Here is a 23135-nt window from a genome sequence, read left to right as displayed (position 1 = left end):
GCAAGCCCGGCGCGGCGGCACGCCTGCGCGGCCTGGCGCGGCGCGCGCCCCGCCCGGCCCGAACCGACATGAGGGCGCTGGATCTTGCCACCCTGTGGCGGGGACTGGTGGGGCGGCAGGCCGGGCTGGCCGACCGGATCGTCCCGCCTGCCGGCTATACGACATGGCTGACGGTCTTTGCCGCGGCCGTCATGGCGTTCCTGGCGGTTTTCGCCCTCGCGCTGGCCCTAGCCACCGGGCGGCTGGCCCAGCGATGGGAAGCGGGCCTGGCGCATACCGTCACCGTCCGCATCTCGGCCCCCGCCGACCGGATCGAGGGCGAGACAGCGGCGGTCGAGGCGGCGCTGAAGACCACCCCCGGGGTGCAATCGGTGCGCGCCCTGACCAGCGAGGAAGTCGCCGCGCTGCTGGTCCCCTGGTTCGGGCCGGATGTGCCGGTGGACGCGCTGCCGGTGCCGCGGCTGATCGAGGTCCACACCGGCAGCGATTTCGAGGCCGAGGCGCTGCGCCTGCGGCTGGCCGGAGAGGCGCCGGCGGCGGTGCTGGACGATCACACGCAGTGGCGCCGGCCGCTGGTGTCGGCGGCCGCGCGGCTGCGGGCGCTGGGCTGGCTGTCGCTGCTGCTGATCGGGGGCGCGGGGGCGGCGGTCGTCTCGCTGGCCGCGCAGGTGGCGCTGGCTGCCAACGGACAGGTGATCCGCGTCATGCGCCTGATCGGGGCGCGCGACCTGACCATCGCGCAGGCCTTCGTGCGCCGCCTGACACGGCGGGCGGCGCTGGGCACGGCGATCGGAACCGGGCTGGGGATGATCTCGATCGCGCTGCTGCCCGACATGCAGACGGCGGGCGGCTTTCTGACGGGCCTTGGCTTTTCCGGCTGGGGCTGGCTGTGGCCGCTGCTGATCCCGCCGCTGGGGGCGCTGGTCGGCTTTGTCGCCACGCGCGCCGCCGCGTTGCGGATGCTGCGCGAGGTGCGTTGATGGCAGACCTCGCCCGGCCCGGATGGGCGCTTGCGCGCGGGCGGGCGGCCGACCCGGCGGCTTATCGACCGCGCCCGCTGCCTGCCCTGTGGCCTTTGCGCGTGACGGCCTATTACCTGTGGATCGCGGGGGTGACGCTGTTCATGGGGCTTTGGTGGCTGCCGCAGATCCGGCGCAACCCGGCGCGCGCCCATGTCCTGCCGGTGGTCTGGACCGGGCGCCTGCTGGCCGCGGCGCGCACCATCCTGGGCGTCACCGTCGAGCTGCGCGGCACGCCCCCCGCGGGCGAGGCGATCATTGCCGCCAAGCACCAGAGCTTTCTGGACATCCTCGCCATCTCGCATGCGGTGCCGCAATGCGGCTTTGTCATGAAGCGCGAGGTGATGCGGGTTCCGGTCATGGGCTATTATGCGCGCCTTGCGGGCTGCATCCCCATCGACCGCGGGCGGGGCGCCGAGGCGATGCGCCAGATCATCTGCGAGATCCAGCAGCGCCGTCAGGGCGAGGGGCTGGGCCAGCTGATCATCTATCCCGAGGGCACCCGCACCCGCCCGGGCGAGCTGCGCAAGTACAAGCACGGCGTGGGCACCATCCAGGCGGCGACCGGCCTGACCGTCCATCCAGTCGCGGTCAACTGCGGCATGTTCTGGCCGCGCGGGGGCGCCCGCATCAGGCCGGGGCGCGCGGTGATCGAGTTCCTGCCCGCGATCCCGGCAGGCATGAATCCGGCCGAAGTCGTGGCTGCGGCCGAGCAGGCGATCGAGCCGGCCTCGGATGGGCTGATGTCGGCGGCGGGGCTGGCGTTGCCCGCGGCGCGCAGCCCGCGCGGCTGATCCTGCGGCGCGGCCGCATGGGTATTTTCACCAGAAAGAAGCCTGCGTTAACCCGCTGTTGAGATTCCTGCGCCAGATTGCTGGGGCGGTACAGGCTGGGGAGCCGATGACCGCCCAGGGAGAAGCCGCCCCGGTCATCGGATGAAACACGCCCGTTCCGCCCTGACCGGCGGGGTGGCCGGGGCGCACATTCAGGCTTCTTTCTGGCTCAAATACCCATAGGCCGTGCCGCCGGGCCGGGGCAGCGGCCTGTCGGCTCAACCCCGCAAGAGGCGGGCACCGGAACGACCGGAACCCCGCGCGCCCTGCTGGCCCTGGCCGGGGCGGACCCTCGCGGCTGGACAAGGCGCCCATGCCTGCCTAGGAGATCGGCAGGCGCGGGCTGGAACGGCGGTCGCCGGCCACGTCGCCACAGCATGAGGCCCTGTCATGACCCCGATCATCCGCATCGACCATCTGTCCAAGCAATATGGCAGCGGCACCCGCGCACTCGACGACGTGTCGCTGGACATCGCGCAGGGCGAGATCCTTGCGCTGCTGGGGCCGAACGGGGCGGGCAAGACGACGCTGATTTCCATCATCTGCGGGCTGGTCGTGCCGACCGGCGGCACGGTGCGGGTCGGCGGGCACGATATCCGCACCGACTGGCGCGCGGCCCGCAAGCTGATCGGCCTGGTGCCGCAGGAAATCGCGCTGGAGCCGTTCGAGAAGGTCGCCGACTGCGTGCGGTTCACCCGCGGCCTCTATGGCGAGGGGCCGGACGAGGCTTACCTGGAACAGGTGCTGCGCAGCCTTGCGCTGTGGGACAAGCGCGATGCCCGCACGCGCGAGCTGTCGGGCGGGATGAAGCGGCGCGTGCTGATCGCCAAGGCGCTCGCCCACCGGCCCAAGGTGCTGTTCCTCGACGAACCCACCGCAGGGGTGGATGTCCATCTGCGGCGCGAGATGTGGCAGGTGGTGCGCGATCTGCGCGCCTCGGGCGTCACGATCATCCTGACCACCCATTACCTGGAAGAGGCCGAGGACATGGCCGACCGCATCGGGGTGATCGACAAGGGCCGCCTGCTGCTGGTGCGCCCCAAGGCCGAGTTGATGGGCGAATTCGGGCGCAAGCGGCTGGTGGTCGATCTGGACAGGCCGCTGGAGGCCCTGCCAGAGGGCTGGGACGAGCGCGGCCTGAGCCTGGGGCAGGGCGGGCGGCAGCTCAGCTATGATTATGACGGGCGCGCGGACCGGACGGGGATCGGCCATCTGCTGGCGGACCTGAACGCCCGCGGCATCGGCGTGCGCGACGTGGCGACGCGGCAATCCTCGCTCGAGGACGTGTTCCTGTCCTTGCTCGAAAGGGGCGCTGCGCAATGAACTGGCCTTCCGTCCGCGCCATCTTTCATCACGAGATGAGCCGTTTTTTCCGCACGATCTGGCAATCCGTCGCCTCGCCCGTGCTGTCCACGACGCTCTATTTCGTCGTTTTCGGGGCGGCCATCGGCGGGCGCATCCAGTCGGTCGAGGGCATTCCCTATGGCGCCTTCATCGTGCCGGGGCTGATGATGCTGACGGTGCTGCAGCAGTCGGTCTCGAATGCCAGCTTCGGCATCTATTTCCCCAAGTTCTCGGGGACGATCTATGAATATCTGGTCGCGCCGACCGGCTGGATCGAGGTTGCGCTGGGATTTGTCGGGGCCGCTGCCGCCAAGGCGATTCTGATCGCCGTCATCATCCTGCTGACCAGTTTCTTCTTTGTCGGCGTCCATATCGCCCATCCGGTCTGGATGGTCGCATTCCTGGTGCTGACGGCGACGGCGTTTTCGCTGCTGGGGTTCATCATCGGGCTGTGGGCCAAGAACTTTGAACAGCTTCAGATCATCCCGCTGATGGTGATCACGCCGCTGGTGTTCCTGGGCGGGGCGTTCTATTCGGCGTCGATGCTGCCCGCGCCCTGGAACGTGATCGCGCGGTTCAACCCGGTGCTGCACCTGATCTCGGGCTTTCGCTGGGCCTTCTTCGATCTGGCCGATGTGCCGGTCGGGGTGTCGCTGGCGGCGGTCGGGGCGATGATCGTGGTGCTGCTGGCGGCGATCCGCTGGATCTTCCTGACCGGGTGGCGCTTGCGGGAATGACCCGCCCTAGCGGGCGCACAGGCGCGTCTGCGGGTCCAGCCGGACATATTCGCTGGCGCTGATGCTGTGGATCTTGAGCGAGTGGCGCCATTCGGCATACCAGCGTTCGCGGATGCCGCCGCGATAGGTCGAGGCCATGATCTCGTCCACCAGCGGGGGGATGATGGTCGTGTTGGGGATGCGCGGCGCGTGGAACCCGATCGAGGCGCCGCGCCCCAGGCAGGCATTGGGCAGCGTCGTCAGCATCGTGCAGGCCGAATTGCACTTGCCCCGGATCTCGACCCGGCGGCCCGAGCGGGCCAGCTTTTCCCGATAGCGCATCATTTCCAGCACGTTGCCGCCGCGGTTGTCGCGGATGATGATCGGCCCCTGGGGGGCGGCAGACGCGGGCAGGGCAAAAGCCGCGATCATCAGGGCGCCCAGCAGGAATGAGAACGGATGCTTCATGGCGCCATTGTGTCCGCTGCGCCGGCGCAAGGAAAATCAGCTTTGCGTGTGCGGGCGTCGCGCCCGGCTTTGCCACGGCCTTGGTGCTGCGCTATAGGCTGGGCATGAGCCTCAACCCGCCCAGCCTGCGCCCCGACATCGCCCCTGCCGCCCGCCTTTCGGATGGGCCGGCGCGCGCGGCCCTGGGGCGCGGGGGGCAGCCGACGATCGGCATGGTCAGCCTGGGCTGCCCCAAGGCGCTGGTTGACAGCGAACGCATCCTGACCCGCCTGCGGGCCGAGGGCTATGCGATCAGCCCCGCCTATCAGGGCGCGGATGCGGTGATCGTGAACACCTGCGGGTTCCTGGACAGCGCCAAGGCGGAAAGCCTGGATGCGATCGGCGAGGCGCTGGCCGAAAACGGCCGGGTGATCGTCACCGGCTGCCTGGGGGCCGAGCCGGACTATATCACCGGCGCCCATCCGCGCGTTCTGGCCGTCACCGGCCCGCACCAGTATGAACAGGTGCTGGACGCCGTCCATGCTGCCGTTCCGCCCAGCCCCGATCCGTTCATCGACCTGCTGCCCGCGTCCGAGGTGCGGCTGACCCCGCGCCATTATGCCTATCTGAAGATTTCAGAAGGCTGCAATCACCACTGCAAGTTCTGCATCATCCCGGACCTGCGCGGCCGTCTGGTCAGCCGCCCGGCCCATGCCGTGATGCGCGAGGCCGAGCGGCTGGTCGAAAACGGGGTGCGCGAGCTGCTGGTGATCTCGCAGGACACCTCGGCCTATGGCGTTGATCTGCGCCATGCCGAGGAACGGGGCCACCGTGCGCATATCACCGATCTGGCCCGTGATCTGGGATCGCTGGGGGCTTGGGTGCGGCTGCATTACGTCTATCCCTATCCGCATGTGCGCGGGCTGGTGCCGCTTATGGCGGACACGGCGGCGGCGGGGTCGGGCGTTCTGCCTTATCTGGACATCCCGTTCCAGCACGCGCATCCCGACGTGCTGCGCCGCATGGCGCGCCCCGCAGCCAGCGCCCGCACGCTGGATGAAATCGCCGCTTGGCGCGCCTCCTGTCCGGGCATCACGCTGCGGTCCACCTTCATCGTCGGCTATCCGGGCGAAACCGAGGCCGAATTCCAGTATCTGCTGGACTGGATGGACGAGGCGCAGCTGGACCGCGTCGGCTGTTTCCAATACGAAAACGTCAAGGGCGCGCGTGCCAATGATCTGCCCGGCCATGTGCCGGACGATGTGAAGCAGGACCGCTGGGACCGTTTCATGCAAAAGGCGCAGGCGATTTCCGCCGCCCGCCTGGCCGCCAGGCTCGGCACCCGGCAATGGGTCATCATCGACAGCGTCGATGCCGAGGGCGCGACCTGCCGCACCATGGCCGATGCGCCGGAAATTGACGGCAACCTGTTCATCGACACCGGCTTCGACACGCTCAGCCCCGGTCAGATCATCCCGGTGACGGTGGACGAGGCATCGGATTACGACCTGTGGGGAAGCCCCGCGTGACCGACCTGCCCGGATGGGATGGGGCCGGCGCCCCGAAAAAGCCGCTGATCGTCGGGATCGGGGCGCAGAAGGCCGGCACCACCTGGCTGTCGCAGATGCTGGCCCAGCATCCGCAGGTCTGGCTGCCGCCCTTCAAGGAAGTGCAGTTCTTCAACCACCGCTTCATCCCCGAACACCGCGAATGGCTGCCTTGGCATTTCAAGCGCGCCCGGCAGAACCAGGAACGGCGATTCGCCGCCAGGGGCCTGCCCGTCCCGCCCGCGATGGACGAATGGCTGGGCCGCATCACCCGCGGCGAGATGTTCACCAACCACTGGTACAAACAGGTCTTCGCCCCCGCGCCCGAGAGCACGCTGCCCTGCGACATCACCCCGGAATATTCGACCCTGCCCGAGGAAGGCGTCGCCTTCGTCGCCGAGTTCCTGCCCAAGGCCAGGTTCATCTATATCATCCGCCATCCGGTTGATCGCGCGGTCAGCCAGCTCAAGATGAACCTGACGCGCAGGAACCGCCGCCCCCGAACCGTGGCCGCATGGATGGCCGAGATCGAGGATCGCGTCCTTTATGACAGGGGCGATTATGCAACCTATGTGCCGCGCTGGACGGCGCATTTCCCGCCCGAGCAGTTGCTGATCCTGCCCTTCGGGGTGATCGCGTCGAACCCCGCAGCCCTGATGCGGCGCATCGAGGCGCATTGCGGCCTGGCCCCCCACGGCTATCAGAACCTGACCGCCAAGGTTTTTGCGGCAAGCAAGGATCTGTCCTGCCCGCCCGAGGTGCGCGCCGAGCTGCGCCGGCGGCTCGAGCCGCAGTTCGCCTTCATCGAGCAGACCTTCGGGTCGGAATTCGCCGGGCAGATACGCTAAGGGCGCGCTTCACCTTGCCTGCCCGATCGCCTAGATAACCGCCAACCAGACAGGAGCGGACCATGGCCTCGTATCAATACGTCTATCACATGAGCGAAGTGTCCAAGGGCTATGGCACCGCCAAGAAGACCTTCGAGAACATCAACCTGAACTTCCTGCCGGGGGTCAAGATCGGCGTTGTCGGCGTCAACGGCGCCGGCAAATCGACCCTGCTGCGCATCATGGCCGGCATCGACAAGGATTTTCAGGGCGAGGCCTGGGCCGCCAAGGGCGCGACCGTCGGCTATCTGCCGCAGGAGCCGCAGCTGGACCCCGCGCTCAACGTGCGCGGCAACGTCATGGAAGGCGTCAAGGCCAAGCAGGCCAAGCTCGACCGCTATAACGAGCTGGCCATGAACTACTCGGACGAGACGGCCGAGGAGATGGCCGCCCTGCAGGACGAGATCGACGCCCAGAACCTGTGGGATCTCGACAGCCAGGTCGATATCGCCATGGAGGCGCTGCGCTGCCCGCCCGATGACGCCGATGTCGAGACCCTGTCGGGGGGCGAACGCCGCCGCGTCGCCCTGTGCAAGCTGCTGCTTGAAAAGCCCGACATGCTGCTGCTGGACGAGCCGACCAACCACCTCGACGCCGAAACCATCGCCTGGCTGCAAAAGCACCTGATCGAATATCCCGGCACCATCCTGACGGTAACCCACGACCGTTACTTCCTCGATGACATCACCAGCTGGATTCTGGAACTCGACCGCGGCCGGGGCGTCCCCTACGAGGGCAATTATTCCAACTGGCTGGAACAGAAGGCCAAGCGGCTGGAGCAGGAAGCGCGCGAGGACAAGGCCAAGCAGAAGTCGATGGAGCGCGAACTGAACTGGATTCGCGCCGGCGCCAAGGCCCGCCAGGCGAAACAGAAGGCCCGGATCAACGCCTATAACGAGATGGCCTCCAAGACCGAGCGCGAAAAGATCGCCAACGCCCAGATCGTCATCCCGAATGGCGAGCGTCTGGGCGGCAAGGTGATCGAGGTGACAGGCCTTCGGAAGGCGATGGGCGACAAGCTGCTGATCGAGGATCTGACCTTCTCGATCCCGCCCGGCGCCATCGTCGGCGTGATCGGCCCCAACGGCGCCGGCAAATCGACCCTGTTCCGCATGATCACCGGCAACGAACAGCCCGATGCGGGCGAGATCGTGATCGGCGATACCGTGCAGCTTTCCTATGTCGACCAGTCCCGCGACGCCCTGAACCCCGAGGCGACCGTGTGGGAGGAAATCTCCGGCGGGGCCGAGATCATCGCGCTGGGCGACGCCACCATCGCCAGCCGCGCCTATTGCGGCGCCTTCAACTTCAAGGGCACCGACCAGCAGAAAAAGGTCGGCCTGCTGTCAGGCGGCGAGCGCAACCGCGTCCATATGGCGAAACTGCTGAAATCCGGTGGCAACGTTCTGCTGCTGGACGAACCGACGAACGATCTGGACGTGGAGACGCTGCAGGCGCTGGAAGCCGCGCTGGAGGACTTCGCCGGCTGCGCCGTCATCATCTCGCACGACCGGTTCTTCCTTGACAGGCTCTGCACGCATATCCTTGCCTTTGAAGGGGATGCGCATGTCGAGTGGTTCGAGGGGAACTTCGAGGCTTATGAGGCGGACAAGGTGCGCAGGCTGGGGCCGGACAGCATCGAGCCGAAGCGCGTGAAGTATAAGAAGTTTACGCGGTAAAGCCTTGCGACGTGGACATGCATGGAATGGACAGGTTAATAAAGGACGTGTACTTTTCGGCTGATGTCGAAACGGATGGGAGCGTGCCAGGGCCATATTCAATGCTCTCATTTTCGATGGTGCTTGCGGGAACGTTCGATGGACAACGATTTACGAGGCCCCATTCTTACGACGAATATTTCTATGCCGAATTGGCGCCGATTAGCACCAATTTTCAGCCAGAAGCCTTGGCTGTCAATGGCCTGGACCGCAGCCGGCTTATTCTAACGGGAACCTCCCCCCCTGACGCCATGAATGCAGCCTATGATTGGGTGATGAGAACATCACTAGGAGGGACGCCAATACTGGTAGCATATCCAGTCGCATTCGATTGGACGTGGCTTTACTGGTATTTTAGTGTCTTTTCCGCAAAAGGGTCGCCTTTCGGGTACTCCAACTGTTACGACATTAAGACTGCCTTCGCCGCCAAGGGTGGGAGCCAAGTTTCGTTGTCGGGGAGGTCGAAAATGCCACCTCGCCTCCAGTCGAAAAAACCTCATACTCATAATGCCGTCGATGATGCGATCGAGCAGGCCGAAATATTTGCTAATGTCTTTGAATGGAGACCGGACCGTGCATGAGATAGGACAAAGGCGTGATTACTCCGAAAAATTGATTAATGAACTTTCAAAAAGCCTCACAAAGTCTGCTGGCTGGACGCAGAACGTAGGCTGCATTTATGCGACGGGATCTCTTGGTAGGCTAGAAGCTTCTCCACACAGTGATGTGGATGCATTCATTGGGTGCAAGCAAGAGGGCGATCAGCACCACATAAGTAATCTAACCACCATTCGGATAAAAGCGGAACTTATCGAAGCCCTAAAAGCTCTTGAGCTGCCAGAATTTGATAGCGACGGGAGGTATTTGGAACGATTTACGCCAACACAATTGATTGAAGCTACCGGCAGCAATCATGATGATGCCGAAAACACGTTTACAGCAAGGCTGCTGTTGTTATTGGAGAGCAGGCCGATCGTAGGCTCAAATTTTCATAAAACAATGCAGGCTGATGTTGTCAATGCCTACTGGCGAGATTTCGACAAGCACGGCGATAGCTTTGTTCCGGCCTTCTTTGCAAACGACGCCTTGCGGCTTTGGCGGACGTTTTGTGTGAATTATGAGGCGCGCGCAAATAGTAAACCAGAAGCTGAAAAAGGGCACCGGCGGACAAAAAATATTAAGCTGCGATTCAGCAGGATAATGACTATATTTTCCGCCCTTCTAGTTTTTTTAAATGTCGAGCGTTTAAATGGAACAGTGACACACGTCGATGCTCTGAGGGTCTTTGGCCTCACGCCAATCGACCGCCTTGCGGAACTTATAAGCTTTAAGGAGGTTGAAGCGGCGTTGAAGATATATAACGATTTTCTTGCAGAGACGAATAGATCAAACGAAGACCTTCAGAGCGCCTTTGCTAAAGATCTTTTTTATTATAAGATGCGATCCAATTCCGCAGAGTTCTCCAAAAGTATCTTCGAAGCTCTCAATAAAGTTGGAAAAGATACAAAACTTTTGCCGATGCTAATGGTCTAGCTGCGTACGCCCCTCACCGCAACCCTCCCCGCCACCCCGCCACCCCGCCACCCCGGCGGCCGCTGCCCCGCCCAGTCCCAGAACCGCCGCAGCCCCTCGCGCGCGCGCAGCGCCTCGACTGTCGCGAAACCCCGCGCCAGTTCCCCCTCGCTCAGCGTCCTGTGGATCATCCAGGGGCAGACGGCATGGATCAGCGCCGTCTCGCCCGTCAGCGCCGGCATCGCATGTGTGCTGGCCCCGATGGGATCACCCGCACGCTCCGCAGACAGCCTTCCGCCCGATGACCCCATCGTGATTTCAGCCCCCTTCCCACCACCGCTAAGCTCGCGGCAACCAAGCGAAAGGACTGCCCATGCCTACCCGTCGCCAAGCGATTGCCGCAGGCGTGGCGCTGGTCGCGCTGCCCGCGGCTGGGGCGGCCCAGGTCGCCACGGCCCGGCGGCCGAACCCGATGCCCGATGCCTTGCGCCGGGCGATCGAGCGCGATCCCGATGCGCCGGTGCTGGGCAATCCCGCCGGGGACATCACGCTGACCGAATTCTTCGACTACAACTGCCCGCATTGCCGCACGATGGCGCCGGTGATGCGTGAGCTGATCGGCGCTGATCGGCGGCTGCGGGTGGTGTTCCGGGAATGGCCGGTGTTCGGGGAAGGGTCGGTCTTTGCGGCGCGGGCCGCGCTTGCCGCGATGCGGCAGGGCCGCTACTGGCCCATGCACAGCGCGCTAATGGCGCTGCGCGGCCGGGCGGCCGAGGCGCCCGTCGTGCGCATCGCCCGCAGCCTTGGGCTGGATGAAGCGCGGCTGCGGCGGGACATGGAATCCGAGGCGGTCGAGGCGCATATCGCCACGTCCTTCGAACTGGCCGAACATATGAGCCTGATGGGCACGCCGACCCTGATCGCGGGGGACGAGGCGGTGTTCGGGGAACAATCGCCCGCCGATCTGCGCGCACTGCTGGCGCGGGCGCGCAAGACGCTCGGCTAGGCGGGCAGGGTGACGAAGGCGGGACCGGCGGCGGTATCCACGAAAGCCCCGCCGACGCCAAAGCTGCGGCGCAGGATGGGCGGCGTCAGCACCTCGGCCGGGGTGCCGTCAGCGGCCACGCGCCCTCTGTCCATCACGATCAGCCGGTCGCAATGGCGCGCCGCGAGCCCCAGGTCGTGAATCGACACCAGCACCGTCCGGCCCTGCTGCGCCAGGCGCTGGAAAAGCGCCATCACCGCAAGCTGATGGGCAGGGTCCAGCCCGGCAACCGGCTCGTCCGCCAGGATGATCGGGGTCTGCTGCGCGATCAGGCGGGCGATCAGCACGCGCGCCAGCTCGCCCCCGACAGCCCGGTGGCGATGCGCCCGGCAAGATGGGCGGCGCCGACCGCCGCCAGCGCCTCGGCCCCGGCGGCATCGCCCGCCCCTCGGGCGGGCCCCCAAGGGCGGCCCAGGCGGACCAGCTCGGCCACGGGGATCGGCCAGGCGACCTCGCGCGACTGGGGCAGCCAGGCGGCGCGGCGGGCGCGGCGCGCCAGCGGCAGGGCGGCAAGATCGCTTGTGCCCTGGGCCGGGATCAGCCCCAGCGCCGCGCGCATCAGCGTTGACTTGCCCGCGCCGTTGACCCCGATCAGGCCGGTCAGCCGGGCCGGCGCTATGTCCAGCGTGATTCCCTCGATCAGGGTCGCGCCGCCCTGCCGGACGGTCAGGCCGCGCAGCGACAGGCTCATGGCCGCGCCTGCATGCGCCAGATCAGGTGCAGGAACACCGGCGCCCCGACCAGCGCCAGCATCACCCCCAGCTTGAGATCGCGTTCGGGCGCGATCAGCCGCACGGCGACATCGGCCGCCAGCACCAGCGCCGCCCCGCCCAGGGCTGCCGCAGGCAGCAGGCGCGACGGCACCGCGCCGACCGCGCCGCGCAGGACATGGGGCACCACCAGGCCGACAAAGCCGATCGCCCCGGCGACCGCCGTGGCCGCCCCGACGGCCGCCGCCGTGCCCAGCACGGCCCGCAGGTGCAGCCGCGCCAGATCGATCCCCATCGAGGCGGCGGCTTCCTCGCCCAGGGTCAGCGCGTCGAGCCCGCGCCCCGTGCCCGCCAGCGCCGCCCAGCCCAGCGCCATGATCGGCGCGGCGGCGGCCACATGGGCCCAGCTGCGATCGGCCAGCGAACCCATTGTCCAGAACATGATGTCATAGGCGGCAAAGGGGTTGGGCGAGAGGTTCAGCACCAGCGCCGTCAGCGCGCCGGCCAGCGCCGATACCGCAACCCCGCCCAGGATCAGGGCCAGGCCGCCCTTGCCCCGGCCCGCAAGCGCCAGCACCAGCGCCACCCCCGCCAGCGCGCCGGCCAGGGCTGCAAGCGGCACGGTCATCCCCAGCGCCGAGGCGCCGGCCTGGATGGCGATCACGGCCCCCAGCGCGGCCGAGGCGGATACCCCGACGATCCCCGGCTCGGCCAGGGGGTTTCGCAGCAGGCCCTGCAGCGCCGCCCCCGACAGGCCCAGGCTGATGCCGACCATGGCGCCCAGAACCGCGCGCGGGGCGCGGATCTCGCGCATGACCAGCCCCAGCGCGGCTTCGCCCGAGACGAGCGCGCCCAGACCCTCGGCCCAGCCCGCGCCGGCTGGCCCGACCAGCAGCGAGACGACCGCCAGCGCCGCGGCCAGCGCACCCAGCATCGCCAGCAGCCAGGGAAAGCGGATCATCGCGCCTCCTTGGCGGCACCGGCCAGCCGGCCCAGCGCATCGGCCACCTGAGGAACCGCGCAGGTCCATTCCGCGTCGGGAACGGCAAGGCGGCGCGCGCGCATGCGTTCAAGCACCGGATGAACGGCGATCTCCTCGGCGCGCGAGGCGCGGGGATAGCGGGTTCCGGTCACGATCAGCGCCGGCTGCGCCAGCACCAGCATTTCAAGCGGGATACTGCCTGAACCCGTCATCCCCAGCCGTTCGGCCAGCGGTGAAAATCCGGCGGCGCGCATCAGGTCGCCGGGCAGGGTATCGGCCCCGGCGGTATAGCCGTTCGCCCCCCAGCTTGCCGCAACCGGGCCATCAGGGGGCAGCGCATCAGGGGAAGGGGCATCAGGGGAAGGGGCATCGGGGGCGGGCGCCCTTGCGGCGGGCGGGCGGCTCAGCCGAGCCAGCCGCGCATCGAAATCCGACAGCATGGCGGCGGCCGCCTGCTGGCGCCCCAGCGCCGCCCCGACGGCGAGCATGGCCTGCCGCACATCCTCGATCGACCGAGGCGGATCAAGCGTCATCACCGGCACGCCCAGCCGTTGCAGCATCGCCACCGGCGGGCCGCCGAAGCTGCCGGCAAGCACCAGGTCGGGATGCAGCAGGAACACCTCTTCGGCATGGCCGTGGTTCACCGGAAAGGCGGCCGCCCGGTCCGCCACCGCCGAAAGGCGCGGATCGCGCGCAAGGGCGCTGACCGATACCAGTTGCCCCGGCGCGGCCAGCAGCAGCGCCAGCTCGTCGGTGCACAGGTTCATGGAAACGACCCGCGCCGGCCCCCCCGCCAGCAACGCGGCCGGGGCCAGGGCGGCCAGCGCCAGCGCCGCGGCCGTGACCCTTGCCAAGGCGGGCCGCCGGCGGGCCGCGCGGCCTGCTACCATCGCTGCTCGATCCCCATCCATGCGGCGCGTCCTTGCGTGCCATAGCCCCAGGTTTCCTGATAGGGCTTGTCGAACAGGTTGGTGACCCGCGCCGTCAGGCGCATCCGCTCGTCCAGGTCATAGCTGGCGGCAAGGTTGACCACCGTGAAGGCGGGCAGCCTTGAAACCTTTTCGTTGCCCCAGCCGTGCCACCATTCGGTGTCGCGCGAATCGGTGACATGCCGCAGGTCTGCGGACAGCCAGCCGCGCCCTGCAAAGGTCTGCATCGTCGCATTCAGCCCCAGCTCATGGCGCGGCCGGCGCACGGCGGCGGTGCCATCGGGGTTGCGGGCATCCAGATAGGTATAGGCCGCCCCCAGGGTAAGCGCCGGGGTCAGCTCATGGCGGACGGCGATCTCGACCCCTTGGCGCCGGCTTGTTCCCCTGAGGTTGCGATAGTTGGAACCATCCGGCAGCGGGGCGCCGGAATAGACGATCGCGTCGGCCAGCCGCTCGCGAAACCAGGTCACGTCGATCAGCCCGCGCCCGTCCGGCAGGCTGTATTCCAGCCCCATGTCGATGCTGCGGTTTTCCTCGGGCCTCAGATGGGGGTTGCCGACCGCGCCATAGCCCCCCGCCAACTGGTAGGACTGGGGGTTGAGAATGCCGGTCCCGGCCGAGGCATGCAGCCGCAGCGGGCCGGCCGCGATGCGCCAGGACAGGCCCGCCGCCCAGGTCGTCTTGCCGCCGAAATCCGAATTGTCGTCGTGGCGCAGCCCCAGCTGCACATCCAGCCCGTTTTCATGGGCCGCGCGGTATTCCACCGCTGCCGAACGGGTGGTGCGGGCATAGGCGGTGCTGCCCGACGCGTCATCCTCGATGCGGTCGAACGCGAGGGCGATCGTGCGCGACGCATCGGCCGCCGCGCCATCCAGTCCCAGGGTGGTGCGCGAGCGGATGGCACGGCGGCGGGTTTCGGTCCGGCCCGGATAATCATCATGCGTCTTGAGCGTGACGCGCGAATCCTCCCATGCCAGGCGCTGCGTCAGCCGGCCCGAGGCAGAGCTCGCCTCGGCCCAGAGGGTGTCGATGCGCTCGGCCCGGTCGGACCAGAACGGCGCATCGCGCAGATAGGTCCGGGCCGAGTCCGGCGCGCCGCTGGTTGCGTCGAACCAGGCACGCTCCTCGGCGCGGCGGATTGAAAAGCCCAGCGTCAGGCCATCCGCCGCCTTCCATTCGCCCGACAGCGCCAGCGCCCCGCGCCGGATGCCGTCATCATCGCCCCCGTCGCCATATGATACGTCATAGCCATCGTCCTCACGATAGCTGCCGTCGAACTGGAGCCGCAGCCGCTCTGTGACCAGGGACTGGCCCAGCGCTGCGGCCGCGCCGTGGCCCGCCTCGGTGCGGATATGGCCGCCTGTCCGGTCGGCCTTGCGCGTGATGATGTTCACGACCCCCGCCGCCGCGGCCGAGCCGTAATAGACCGACTGCGGACCGCGCAGCAGCTCGATCCGCTCGACATCGGACAGATCGAGGCCCCCCAGGTTGTAAGGCTGATCGCCCCCCGCCGCGTTCACGCCGTCGATCAGGATCATGGCGTGACGCGTCTCGCCGCCCCGGATGCGCAGTTCGGCCAGCGACCCGCCCGATGTGACGAGCGAGACGCCCGGCAGCGCCCGCAGCCCCTCCTGCACGGTGGCCGCGCCGCGCTGCTCAAGCTCCCGGCCGGTGATGACGGTGGCGGCGCGGCCATAGGCATCGGCCTCGACGGGGGAAAACCCGCCGGTCAGGATCACGGTGTCGAGGACGATGGGGGCGCTGTCCTGCGCTGCCGCGGGCAGGGCGGGCAGGCAAAGCGCGGCGGCCAGCAGGGTCGAGCAGGTTCGGGAAAGGGGCATGGCATCGTCCCTCGGGCTGCGGCGGGCGCGCGGCCCGCGGGTGGCGTTGGTCCGGGGGATCCGTGGCGGTCCCGCAGGACAGGGCATCACCGCTGCGGCAGGCCGCCTCGCCGGCGCGCCCCGCGCCGCCGAAAGGGTGCTGACCGAGCAGGTCTCCTGGCTTGCGGATCATCGCGGTGGCCGGCCTTCCCGGGGGGCGGCCCCAGTGGCCCTGTCGGCCCCGCCATCCGCGCACAGTTGCGGGGGCAGCCACGGCTGCAGATGACCTGCCCCCGTGTTCCCTTTCAATCCGGCAGGCGCCGGAACTCGGTCGCGTTCAGTTAGCCGGGCGCATGGCGCGGCGTCAATCGCCCGAGCGCCCCGCCCATTCCCAGCGGACGGCATATTCCCCCAGCCGGCGGGCAACCGCATCGCGGTCTGCCCCCGGCATGCAGGCGATGCGGGCGGTCAGGCCGGCCGCCTTGTCCTCGACCACCTCGGTCACGCGGGCGCTGCCCTTCAGCTCGTCGTCCAGCACGCGCGCGACGGCCATGCGGCGCAGGGCCGGCTTGAAGACCTTGCCCACCGCCGTCATCGGCAGCTCATCGAGCACTTCGATGTGCCGGGGCACCGCGGCGCGTTCGTGGATGTTGGCGCGGGCATGGTCCGCAAGCTCGGCCAACGTGGTGGCCGCCCCGTGGCGCAGCTGGACATAGGCGCAGGCCAGTTCGCCCGCCACCTTGTCGGGCTGGCCGATCGCCGCGACCGCAACCACGTCGGGATGGCTGATGAGACCGTTCTCGATGACCGCCGGGTCGATGTTGTGGCCGCCGCGGATGATCAGGTCCTTGGCCCGGCCGGTGATCCACAGATAGCCGTCCGCGTCGATCCGGCCCAGATCGCCGGTGCGCAGGAACCGCCCTTCGGCGAACAGGTCGCGGTTCCTGTCGGCCTGCACATAGGTCGAGCCGGCAAAGACGCCGGGGCTGGAGACGCAGATCTCTCCGCTTTCGTCCGGGGCGCATTCGTGAAAGCCGTCCGGTCCGGCCCGCAGGATGCGCACATGGCTGTAGGGCAGCGGCAGGCCGACCGAGCCGATCTTCCTGACCCCGTCCACCGGATTGCAGCTGACAAGGCAGGTCGCCTCGGTCAGACCGTATCCTTCGGCGATCCCGACCCCGGTGGCGGCCTTGAAGCGGTTGTAAAGCTCGACCGGCAGCGGGGCAGAGCCCGAGATCACCGTGCGCAGCGTGGACACATCCGCATCCACCGGCCGCTGCACCAGCGCCGCGACCGCCGTGGGAACGGTGATGAGAAAGGTCGCCTGCCAGCGTTCGACCAGCTTCCAGAAATTGTCCATCACCCCTTCGCCGCGATAGCCCGCGGGCGTCGGCATGACGAAATGCGCGCCCGAATGGATGCAGGACATCAGGATCGGGTAGGCCGCAAAGACATGGAACAGCGGCAGCGGGCACAGCGCCACATCGGTCTGCCGGAACAGCAGCGAGCCGCCCAGAAAGCCGTTGTAGATCATGCCCGAATACTGGTGCCGGGCGATCTTGGGCATCCCGGTCGTCCCGCCGGTGTGGAAATAGGCCGCCACGCGGTCCTCGTCGGGATCGTCGAAGGTCAGGCGGTCATGCGGCTCGGCCGAGGCGGCTGCCTCGAAGTCCAGCACCCGCGCCTTGTGGGTCGCCGTGACGCGGGGGCGGACCAAGGGGACGATCAGGCGCCTTGCGCCGCCGAGATAGCGGGCAAGGTCCACCTGCAGCACCGTATGGACCTGGGGCGCCAGCGCCAGCGCCGCGGCGGCCTTCTGTGCCACGTCCGATTTCGGCATGGACCTGAGGGTGACGAGAACCCTGGCCCGCGTCTCGCGCAGGATGCCGGCAATATGTTCTGCATCCAGCAGGGGGTTGATGGGGTTGACGATTCCCGCGGTCGCCCCCGCCAGCAGCACGATCGGCGTTTCCAGGCAGTTGGGCAGAAGATAGGCGATGGTATCGGTCGGGCCGATCCCCAGGCGGCGGAACAGGTTGGCCGTTTCGGTCACCCGTTCGTGCAGTTCGGTCCAGGTCAGCGTGCAGGCCCGCGCGGCCGGGCCGGAAAACAGCTGGAACGACAGGGCGGGGGCGCCCGGATGGCGTTCGCGCGCCGCCGTCAGCAGCCGATAGAGGGTGCGAGGCTCGCGGCGTTCGGCATAGGGCATCTCTGATTCGATGCGGTCCCGATCGGCCTTCGAGGCAAAGCGCGTCATCCGGTTGTCCTTCCGCCCTATCCTGGCAACTGGCCGCAGGATGGGACGAAACCATCCGACCCGGCAAGTTCCCGGCGGCGGCGACACGCGGCGTCACGCCGCGCCGTGCGGATCATTCAAATGCTTCGCATCCTGCGATTGAGCGGCGCGGCCCTTTGTCGCTAAGCTGGGCACGCCCCCAACGACAAGGACCGTGCCAAGCGGCGCATCGCAAGGGACGATTGAAATGTCGATCAGAACATCCATGGCTGCGCTGGTCGCAGCCATGCTGCTGCCGGCTGCCGCCTTGGCGGTGACCGTCCGCCTTGACCGCACGGTGGTGCAGGCGGCCGCGCCCGGCCGGGCGCAGTGCCGGACAACAAGCGGGGCCGAGAATGCCGCGGTGGCCGCGGTCACATCGGGCCAGCGGAAGAGCCTGGGCCTGAAGGCCGTGCAACCCAGCGCTCGGCTGGCGCAGGCGGCCGCACGGCATGCCTGCGACATGGCCCGCCGCGGCCTGATGGCCCATCATGGCTCGACCACCAAGGGGCCGTTGCAGCGCGTCAAGCAGGCCGGCTATCACCCTGCGCTGACGGCAGAGAACATCGCCGCCGGCCCGTTCGGATTGGCCCAGGTGCTGGGGGTATGGAATCAGTCGCCCGGCCATCGCCACAATATCCTGCTGCCCGAAATTCGCGAGGTCGGGATCGGGCAGGCCGTGGCCGAGGATGGCAGGACGGTGTTCTGGGCCGCTGTCTATGCCGCCCCGCGCTAGGGCAGGGGCCTGGACGGCGGCTTAGGCAAAGGATGTGGTGCCGCAGAAGGGACTCGAACCCCCGACCCCATCATTACGAATGACGTGCTCTACCAGCTGAGCTACTGCGGCGTGCGCGGTCGGTTAGCACCTTCCCGCGCCAGGGAAAAGGGGGTCAGCGCAAATCCGTTCCACGGCCTTCGTCGGTTGGGGGTTCTACATCCGGGCGCACCGGCGGGTTGCCGGGGCTGTCCTCCCTCGGGGCAGCAGAGCCATGGGCCGAAGGCGCCCCCGCGCCGGGGGCCGAACCGGCGGCAGGATGCTCCGCAGCCGCCCCGGCAGGGGACGGGGCTGCGGCTTCGTGGGGGGCGGCTCCCGCCCCGGCGGTTTCGGGCGCATGAGGCGGCTCTGGCGCAACCTCGGTGACGGTCACGCTCACCGCCGGCCGGGCAGGGGCAGGATGGGCGCGGTGGCGCGGCGGTTCGGGGTCGGTGATCGTCACCGAGGGGGCATAGTCCGATTCGCGCGGCACCATGCCGGGCGCCACCAAAGGCACCTCATGCGCGCGCCGGGCAGTGCCGGCCCGATCCTGCCCCGCGGTCGGTGCGGGCAGGTGGCGGGGGGAATGGGTCCTCTTGGCATAGGCATCGCCTTCGGCAAAGGCCTCCTCGGCGTGATCCTCGCTCATCGCGGGGCGCCCGACGATCAGCGGCAGCATCTCGACCCCGTTGCCTGCCGTGGCCATGCTGCGCATCACCGGCGGCTCGCGCCAGGCAAGCGTGTCGAACCCGCCGCAGCTGTCGCAGACCGGGGCCCATTCCGCCATCACGTTGTGGCAGTTGTCGCAGACCCATTGGGGGCCGCGGCTGGCATTCATCGCCCGCGCCAGCCAGCCGCGCACGATGCTGTCATCGGCGCCCTCGCCCCGTTCGACCGCCGCCATGATGGCCAGCGAACGGGTGGTCGGATGGGTTTCGGCCAGATCGCCCAGGGCGCGGCGGGCGCCGGGGAAATCCTCGGCCGCAAGGGCCAGTTCGGCCTTGAGCAGGCGCGATTCGGCGTCCTCGGGGCGCTGGCGGACCAGGTCCTCGAACCGGCGCAGCCGTTGGGCCGGGGTCTCATCAGGCACGATCTCGGCATAGGCCGCGGCCAGCGAGGGATGCGGCTGGGCCGCCCATGCCTTTTGCAGCAGGCGGCTGGCATTGCGGGGATCCTTCTGCGCCATATAGCTGCGCGCGGCCAGCACCGCGGCCGGCACCAGGTCGGGCGAGGCGCGGTTGGCGCTGATCGCCGCCTCGCGGGCGCTGATCGAATTGCCCTGCGCCAGCACCTCGGATGCCTCCTGCAGGGCGAGAACAGCGTCGCGCCGCAGATGCACGTCCTGCGGCAGCGTCCCCTGCCGGCGCTTGTCCTTGAGCGTCTGGCGCGCGCCCTTCCAGTCATGCGCCCGCGTCTGCAGCCCCAGCAGCGTATCCTGCAACGCCCCATGCGCGGGCTTGAGCGCATAGGCCTTCTGCGCCAGCTGCAGCGCCGTCGCCGTGTCGCCCAGGGCCAGGCGCTGCTGCATCAGCCCGCGGATGCCGACAAAGCGGGTGCGGCCATCGGCCAGCATGTCGCGATAGATCCGCTCGGCCCCGGCAGCGTCGCCGGCCACCTCGGCGGCCTGGGCGGCCAGCACGTTGGTCACATGCGGCTGGCCCAGATACTTGGCCGCGCGTGCCGCCTGATCCTGCGCCAGCCGCCCCTCGCCCGAGGCGACGGCCAGCATCCCCTCGGCCAGGGCGCGGTATCCCTTGCGCTCGCGCGAGCGGTCGAAATAGCGGTCGATGGCGGTGCGGTCGCCGGCCAGAAAGCGCAGGAAGGCCAGCGCCAGCCGCAGCACCTGCACCAGCAGCCACGCCCCCAGCACCAGCACGATGGCCGCGACTGCGGCTTGCACAGGCCCCAGCGTGTATTCGACACCGTTGAACTGCAGGGTCAGCGGATGGCCGTTTTCGGCCAGATGCACCGCCCCCAGCGCCGCCGCAAGGACGATGCCGAAGAAGAAGGTGACCTTCAGAAGCGTGAGCAGCATCGCAAGACCCTCAATTGGACGGGGCGGCAGGGGCAGCAGGGGCACCGGCGCCAGCATTGTCGACGGCGGGGGCAGGCGTCGGCGGGGCGGATGCCGGGCCGCCCGGTTCGGACGCAGCGGGCTGCGCGTCCTGCGGCGCGCTCAGGCTCGTCAGGGCCGCCTGTGCGTCGGCATAGCGACGCGCGCGGTTGATCCATGGCTGCATCGCCGGACGCGCCGCGGCGGGCAGCGCCTCAAGCTCGGTCAGCGCCTTGCCGATCGCGCCGCGCTGCACCGCGTCCTGCGCGCGCGACAGCACCGCGTCGGCATCCGTTCCCGTCCGCGGCGCGACCGAACGCGCGCCGGTCTGCGCGCGCAGAAAGTTTCCGATGACACTGCCTGTCCCCCCGGCGGCGGCGCTGCGCAGGTCGGCACGCAGCGCCGCGCGGGCGGCGGCCGGAAAATCGGCCGCCAGGGCCTCCAGCGTCGGGATGTCGGCGGTCAGCGCGGCGGGCGGCTGAACCCCCGCCTCCTGCAGCTGCGCCAGCGCCTCGGCGCGCGGGCTGCCGGTCTGCACGGCCTCGCCCAGCGCGGCGGCCGCGGCGGCGGCGCGGGCGCGGCGCGCTGCCGCGTCGGCGGCCTCGCCCAGCGCGGCGGCGCGGCTTTCGGCATCGCGCAGGCGCTGCTCTGCCGTGGCGGCGGCCTGGTCGATGCGGGCGGTGGCCGCATCTGCCTCCTCGGCAAGCCGGGCGAGCCGTTCGGCCGCTGCCGGATCCAGCACCGGCCGCTGCGCCAGCTGGTCAAGCTGCTGGCGTATCGGCGCGAGGTCCACCGCGGGCGCTGCGGGCTGGGGCCGTTCGGCCAAGGCGGCGACCCGCTGGTCGAGCGCGGCAAGCTGTTGCGCCTGTGCGGCCAGCGCGGCCGAAAGGGTGCCGTCGGCCTGCCCGCTTGCCGCGCCTTCGGCGATCAGGCGGGCGGCTGCTTCCGATCCGGCCTGACGGGCCTGCTCGACCAGCGATTCACTGGAAAGGCCGGCCCCTGCCGCCTGGCTTGCCGCCTCGGCGGCGGCCTGGCGGGCGGCCTGGGTTGCGGCCGCTGCCGCGCGGCTTTCCAGATCTGCGGCGCGCCGGTCCATGTCGGCCCGCGCCGCCGTCACGGCGGCCTCGGTCAGCGCCGCGGTATCGATCGCGGGGACAGCGGCCGGCGCCGGGCGCCAGGCCGGGGGAAGGCGGGGAATCGCCCACCATGCCGCCCCTGCGCCAAGGCCGGCGGCCACCACCCCGCCCAGGAACAATGGTGCAAACCCGCCACGGCGCGGCGCGGCGGCGGCAGGGGCAGGGGCAGGGGCAGGGGCAGGGGCAGGCCGCCCGGCAGGCGGTGCAGGCCGGTCGGGTGCGGACGTGGTCCGTTGAATCGGGTTCTCTTGCATCAGGCTCTCTTGCGGGGGGGCCGGGGGCAGGGGGTGCGGCTCGTCGGCCTGGCCCGCGGCCGCCGTCTTGTCCGCCTCCGCGCCGCGCGGCTGCATCGGGGGCAGGCCCGCGCCCTGTTTGCCCACCAGGGTGGAGCCGATCGGCGGGGCCGGCTCGGCCGGCGCGGCATTCGGGGTGCCGGGGCGCGCGGCGGCAGGGGGGGCATCGCGCATGTCCACCACGCTGCCCGCCGGGGCAGGCCGGGGGCGGGGGGTGCCGTCAACGGGGTCGGGGCGGTCGGTCATGGCGCGGCAATCCCTTCAAGCGCAGGCGGCGAAAATCCGCAGGCGATAGTTCTGAACGCAAAAGCCCGGCATTTGGATGCCGGAACGGTGATCACACTAGAGGCGGGCGTTCCTCTGCTCAAGCGGCGGCGGCAAGCCGGGCGATGGCCGCGCGCATGGCGGCCGCATCGGGCCGGCAGGCCGTCAGCCGGCGGGCAGGGGCGGGCAGGCCGGCGGATGCGGCGGCGCTGTCCCATGCCGCCCCCGCCGCGGCGCTGATGGGCACGATCCACAGCGGCGCCGCCGCGCCCCGCGCCGCCAGTGCCGCCAGAGCCGCGCTGCGCGGCGAGAACAGCGGCAGGATCACCGGCGCCGTCCCGCCCAGCACCGCCGCCGCCCCGGCGCCCGGCGGCAATGGCTGCTGGTCATAGACGATGATGGCAGGGACCGGCAGTTCGGCCGCGGCCCTGACCCCGCGCAGGTGCAGCCAGCCGGGGCCAAGGCCCTCCAGCATCGGCATCATCCCGGCCGCGTCGCCCGGCCCCTCGCGCACCGCAAAGCCCGCGGCACGGGCAGCCGCCGCGGTGCGCGGCCCCACGCAGATGGCGGGCCGCCCGCGCCCCTGCCCGGCATGGGGCACCGCGTTTTCCGATGTCAGGACCAGCCCGCCCGCCGCCTCGATGAGCGCGGCGTCATGGGGCACGGGAACGATCCGCATCAGCGGGGCCAGCACGATCCGCAGGCCCAGATCGGCAATCTGCCCCGCAAAGCGCCGGCCCGCCGCCTCGGGCCGGGTGACGAGGATGACGGGCGCGGCTGGGTCATGGGCAGGGGGGGCGGTCTGCATGGCGTTTTCCTGCTGCCGGTGCTAGGCGGGGATAAGCCGTTCC

At 69.2% G+C, this 23135-nt stretch carries 23 protein-coding genes, 1 tRNA gene and 1 riboswitch; of the genes, 11 read left to right on the top strand and 13 right to left on the bottom strand.

Annotated elements, in window-relative coordinates; genetic code table 11:
• The first annotated feature begins 68 nt into the window (after positions 1-68).
• The 4 genes from B0A89_RS03280 (at position 69) to B0A89_RS03265 (ending at position 3933) form a co-directional block, all read left to right on the top strand.
• A complete protein-coding gene (locus B0A89_RS03280; RefSeq protein WP_085378723.1) occupies positions 69-980 on the top strand; it encodes a cell division protein FtsX in 912 nt (303 codons plus the stop codon).
• Positions 980-1813 (top strand): lysophospholipid acyltransferase family protein, encoded by an 834-nt coding sequence (locus B0A89_RS03275; protein WP_085376904.1) that lies wholly within the window; start codon positions 980-982, stop codon positions 1811-1813. Before B0A89_RS03280 ends, B0A89_RS03275 begins: the two co-directional genes overlap by 1 nt.
• A gap of 429 nt (positions 1814-2242) precedes the next feature.
• Positions 2243-3175, top strand: a complete 933-nt coding sequence (locus tag B0A89_RS03270) for an ABC transporter ATP-binding protein (protein ID WP_085376903.1) — start codon at positions 2243-2245, stop codon at positions 3173-3175.
• The gene (locus B0A89_RS03265; RefSeq protein WP_085376902.1) at positions 3172-3933 is read left to right on the top strand and encodes an ABC transporter permease; all 762 of its coding nucleotides are present in this window, start codon (positions 3172-3174) and stop codon (positions 3931-3933) included. The genes B0A89_RS03270 and B0A89_RS03265 overlap by 4 nt, the downstream gene beginning before the upstream one ends.
• A gap of 6 nt (positions 3934-3939) precedes the next feature.
• Here the strand turns inward: B0A89_RS03265 and B0A89_RS03260 are convergent, their stop codons facing one another.
• A complete protein-coding gene (locus B0A89_RS03260; RefSeq protein ID WP_085376901.1) occupies positions 3940-4380 on the bottom strand; it encodes a hypothetical protein in 441 nt (146 codons plus the stop codon).
• Positions 4381-4484: 104 nt separating this feature from the next.
• On the opposite strand from B0A89_RS03260, the gene rimO reads away from it, so the two are divergent.
• The 5 genes from rimO (at position 4485) to B0A89_RS14530 (ending at position 10044) form a co-directional block, all read left to right on the top strand.
• Entirely contained in the window at positions 4485-5888 is a 1404-nt protein-coding gene (gene rimO, locus B0A89_RS03255; protein ID WP_085378722.1) for a 30S ribosomal protein S12 methylthiotransferase RimO, read from the top strand.
• Positions 5885-6754: a sulfotransferase family protein gene (locus B0A89_RS03250; protein WP_240558618.1), complete on the top strand. Its 870-nt coding sequence runs from the start codon at positions 5885-5887 to the stop codon at positions 6752-6754. Before rimO ends, B0A89_RS03250 begins: the two co-directional genes overlap by 4 nt.
• 62 nt (positions 6755-6816) lie before the next feature.
• Entirely contained in the window at positions 6817-8472 is a 1656-nt protein-coding gene (ettA, locus tag B0A89_RS03245; protein WP_085376900.1) for an energy-dependent translational throttle protein EttA, read from the top strand.
• Positions 8473-8519: 47 nt separating this feature from the next.
• Complete coding sequence (locus B0A89_RS03240; RefSeq protein ID WP_205949767.1) at positions 8520-9092, top strand: 3'-5' exonuclease family protein; 573 nt, start codon at positions 8520-8522, stop codon at positions 9090-9092.
• Entirely contained in the window at positions 9085-10044 is a 960-nt protein-coding gene (locus B0A89_RS14530) for a nucleotidyltransferase family protein (RefSeq protein ID WP_157115226.1), read from the top strand. The genes B0A89_RS03240 and B0A89_RS14530 overlap by 8 nt, the downstream gene beginning before the upstream one ends.
• Here B0A89_RS14530 and B0A89_RS03235 read toward each other — a convergent pair.
• Positions 10041-10265 carry a hypothetical protein gene (locus B0A89_RS03235; RefSeq protein ID WP_085376898.1) on the bottom strand — a complete coding sequence of 75 codons (225 nt, stop codon included), beginning with the start codon at positions 10263-10265 and terminating at the stop codon, positions 10041-10043. The two genes, B0A89_RS14530 and B0A89_RS03235, sit on opposite strands and share 4 nt — an antisense overlap.
• A 131-nt stretch (positions 10266-10396) precedes the next feature.
• On the opposite strand from B0A89_RS03235, the gene B0A89_RS03230 reads away from it, so the two are divergent.
• Positions 10397-11029: a DsbA family protein gene (locus tag B0A89_RS03230; protein ID WP_085376897.1), complete on the top strand. Its 633-nt coding sequence runs from the start codon at positions 10397-10399 to the stop codon at positions 11027-11029.
• On the opposite strand, the gene B0A89_RS15040 is transcribed toward B0A89_RS03230, so the two are convergent.
• From B0A89_RS15040 to B0A89_RS14525, 7 genes are all read right to left on the bottom strand, one after another.
• Positions 11026-11355, bottom strand: coding sequence for an ATP-binding cassette domain-containing protein (locus B0A89_RS15040; RefSeq protein WP_240558617.1), 330 nt, complete (start codon positions 11353-11355; stop codon positions 11026-11028). The genes B0A89_RS03230 and B0A89_RS15040 overlap by 4 nt on opposite strands.
• On the bottom strand, positions 11349-11759 hold the full coding sequence (locus tag B0A89_RS15035; protein ID WP_240558616.1) for an ATP-binding cassette domain-containing protein: 411 nt from the start codon (positions 11757-11759) through the stop codon (positions 11349-11351). The genes B0A89_RS15040 and B0A89_RS15035 overlap by 7 nt, the downstream gene beginning before the upstream one ends.
• A complete protein-coding gene (locus B0A89_RS03220) occupies positions 11756-12736 on the bottom strand; it encodes a FecCD family ABC transporter permease (protein WP_085378720.1) in 981 nt (326 codons plus the stop codon). The genes B0A89_RS15035 and B0A89_RS03220 overlap by 4 nt, the downstream gene beginning before the upstream one ends.
• Complete coding sequence (locus B0A89_RS03215) at positions 12736-13614, bottom strand: ABC transporter substrate-binding protein (protein WP_240558615.1); 879 nt, start codon at positions 13612-13614, stop codon at positions 12736-12738. The genes B0A89_RS03220 and B0A89_RS03215 overlap by 1 nt, the downstream gene beginning before the upstream one ends.
• Positions 13615-13643: 29 nt before the next feature.
• Entirely contained in the window at positions 13644-15530 is a 1887-nt protein-coding gene (locus B0A89_RS03210) for a TonB-dependent receptor plug domain-containing protein (RefSeq protein WP_169712126.1), read from the bottom strand.
• Positions 15531-15659: 129 nt separating this feature from the next.
• Positions 15660-15855: riboswitch (cobalamin riboswitch) on the bottom strand.
• 18 nt (positions 15856-15873) lie between these two features.
• Positions 15874-17766, bottom strand: coding sequence for an acyl-CoA synthetase (locus B0A89_RS03205; RefSeq protein WP_085376895.1), 1893 nt, complete (start codon positions 17764-17766; stop codon positions 15874-15876).
• A 93-nt stretch (positions 17767-17859) separates the two neighbouring features.
• Entirely contained in the window at positions 17860-18012 is a 153-nt protein-coding gene (locus B0A89_RS14525; protein WP_157115223.1) for a hypothetical protein, read from the bottom strand.
• Between B0A89_RS14525 and B0A89_RS03200 the strand changes: the two genes are divergently transcribed.
• A complete protein-coding gene (locus B0A89_RS03200) occupies positions 18011-18520 on the top strand; it encodes a CAP domain-containing protein (protein WP_085378718.1) in 510 nt (169 codons plus the stop codon). The genes B0A89_RS14525 and B0A89_RS03200 overlap by 2 nt on opposite strands.
• Positions 18521-18555: 35 nt before the next feature.
• Here the strand turns inward: B0A89_RS03200 and B0A89_RS03195 are convergent.
• The 4 genes from B0A89_RS03195 to B0A89_RS03180 form a co-directional block, all read right to left on the bottom strand.
• Positions 18556-18631: transfer RNA gene (locus tag B0A89_RS03195), tRNA-Thr, on the bottom strand.
• A gap of 43 nt (positions 18632-18674) precedes the next feature.
• Positions 18675-20573 (bottom strand): heme biosynthesis protein HemY, encoded by a 1899-nt coding sequence (locus tag B0A89_RS03190; RefSeq protein WP_085378717.1) that lies wholly within the window; start codon positions 20571-20573, stop codon positions 18675-18677.
• Between the two features lie 10 nt (positions 20574-20583).
• Entirely contained in the window at positions 20584-22266 is a 1683-nt protein-coding gene (locus B0A89_RS03185; protein ID WP_085376894.1) for a COG4223 family protein, read from the bottom strand.
• A 118-nt stretch (positions 22267-22384) separates the two neighbouring features.
• Positions 22385-23092, bottom strand: coding sequence for a uroporphyrinogen-III synthase (locus B0A89_RS03180; protein ID WP_085376893.1), 708 nt, complete (start codon positions 23090-23092; stop codon positions 22385-22387).
• Positions 23093-23135: the final 43 nt, after the last annotated feature.

Origin of the sequence: Paracoccus contaminans (genome assembly GCF_002105555.1) — a bacterium.
GTDB lineage: Bacteria > Pseudomonadota > Alphaproteobacteria > Rhodobacterales > Rhodobacteraceae > Paracoccus > Paracoccus contaminans.
Note: the sequence above shows the minus strand (reverse complement) of the source record. Positions and strands in the feature narration are given on the sequence as shown.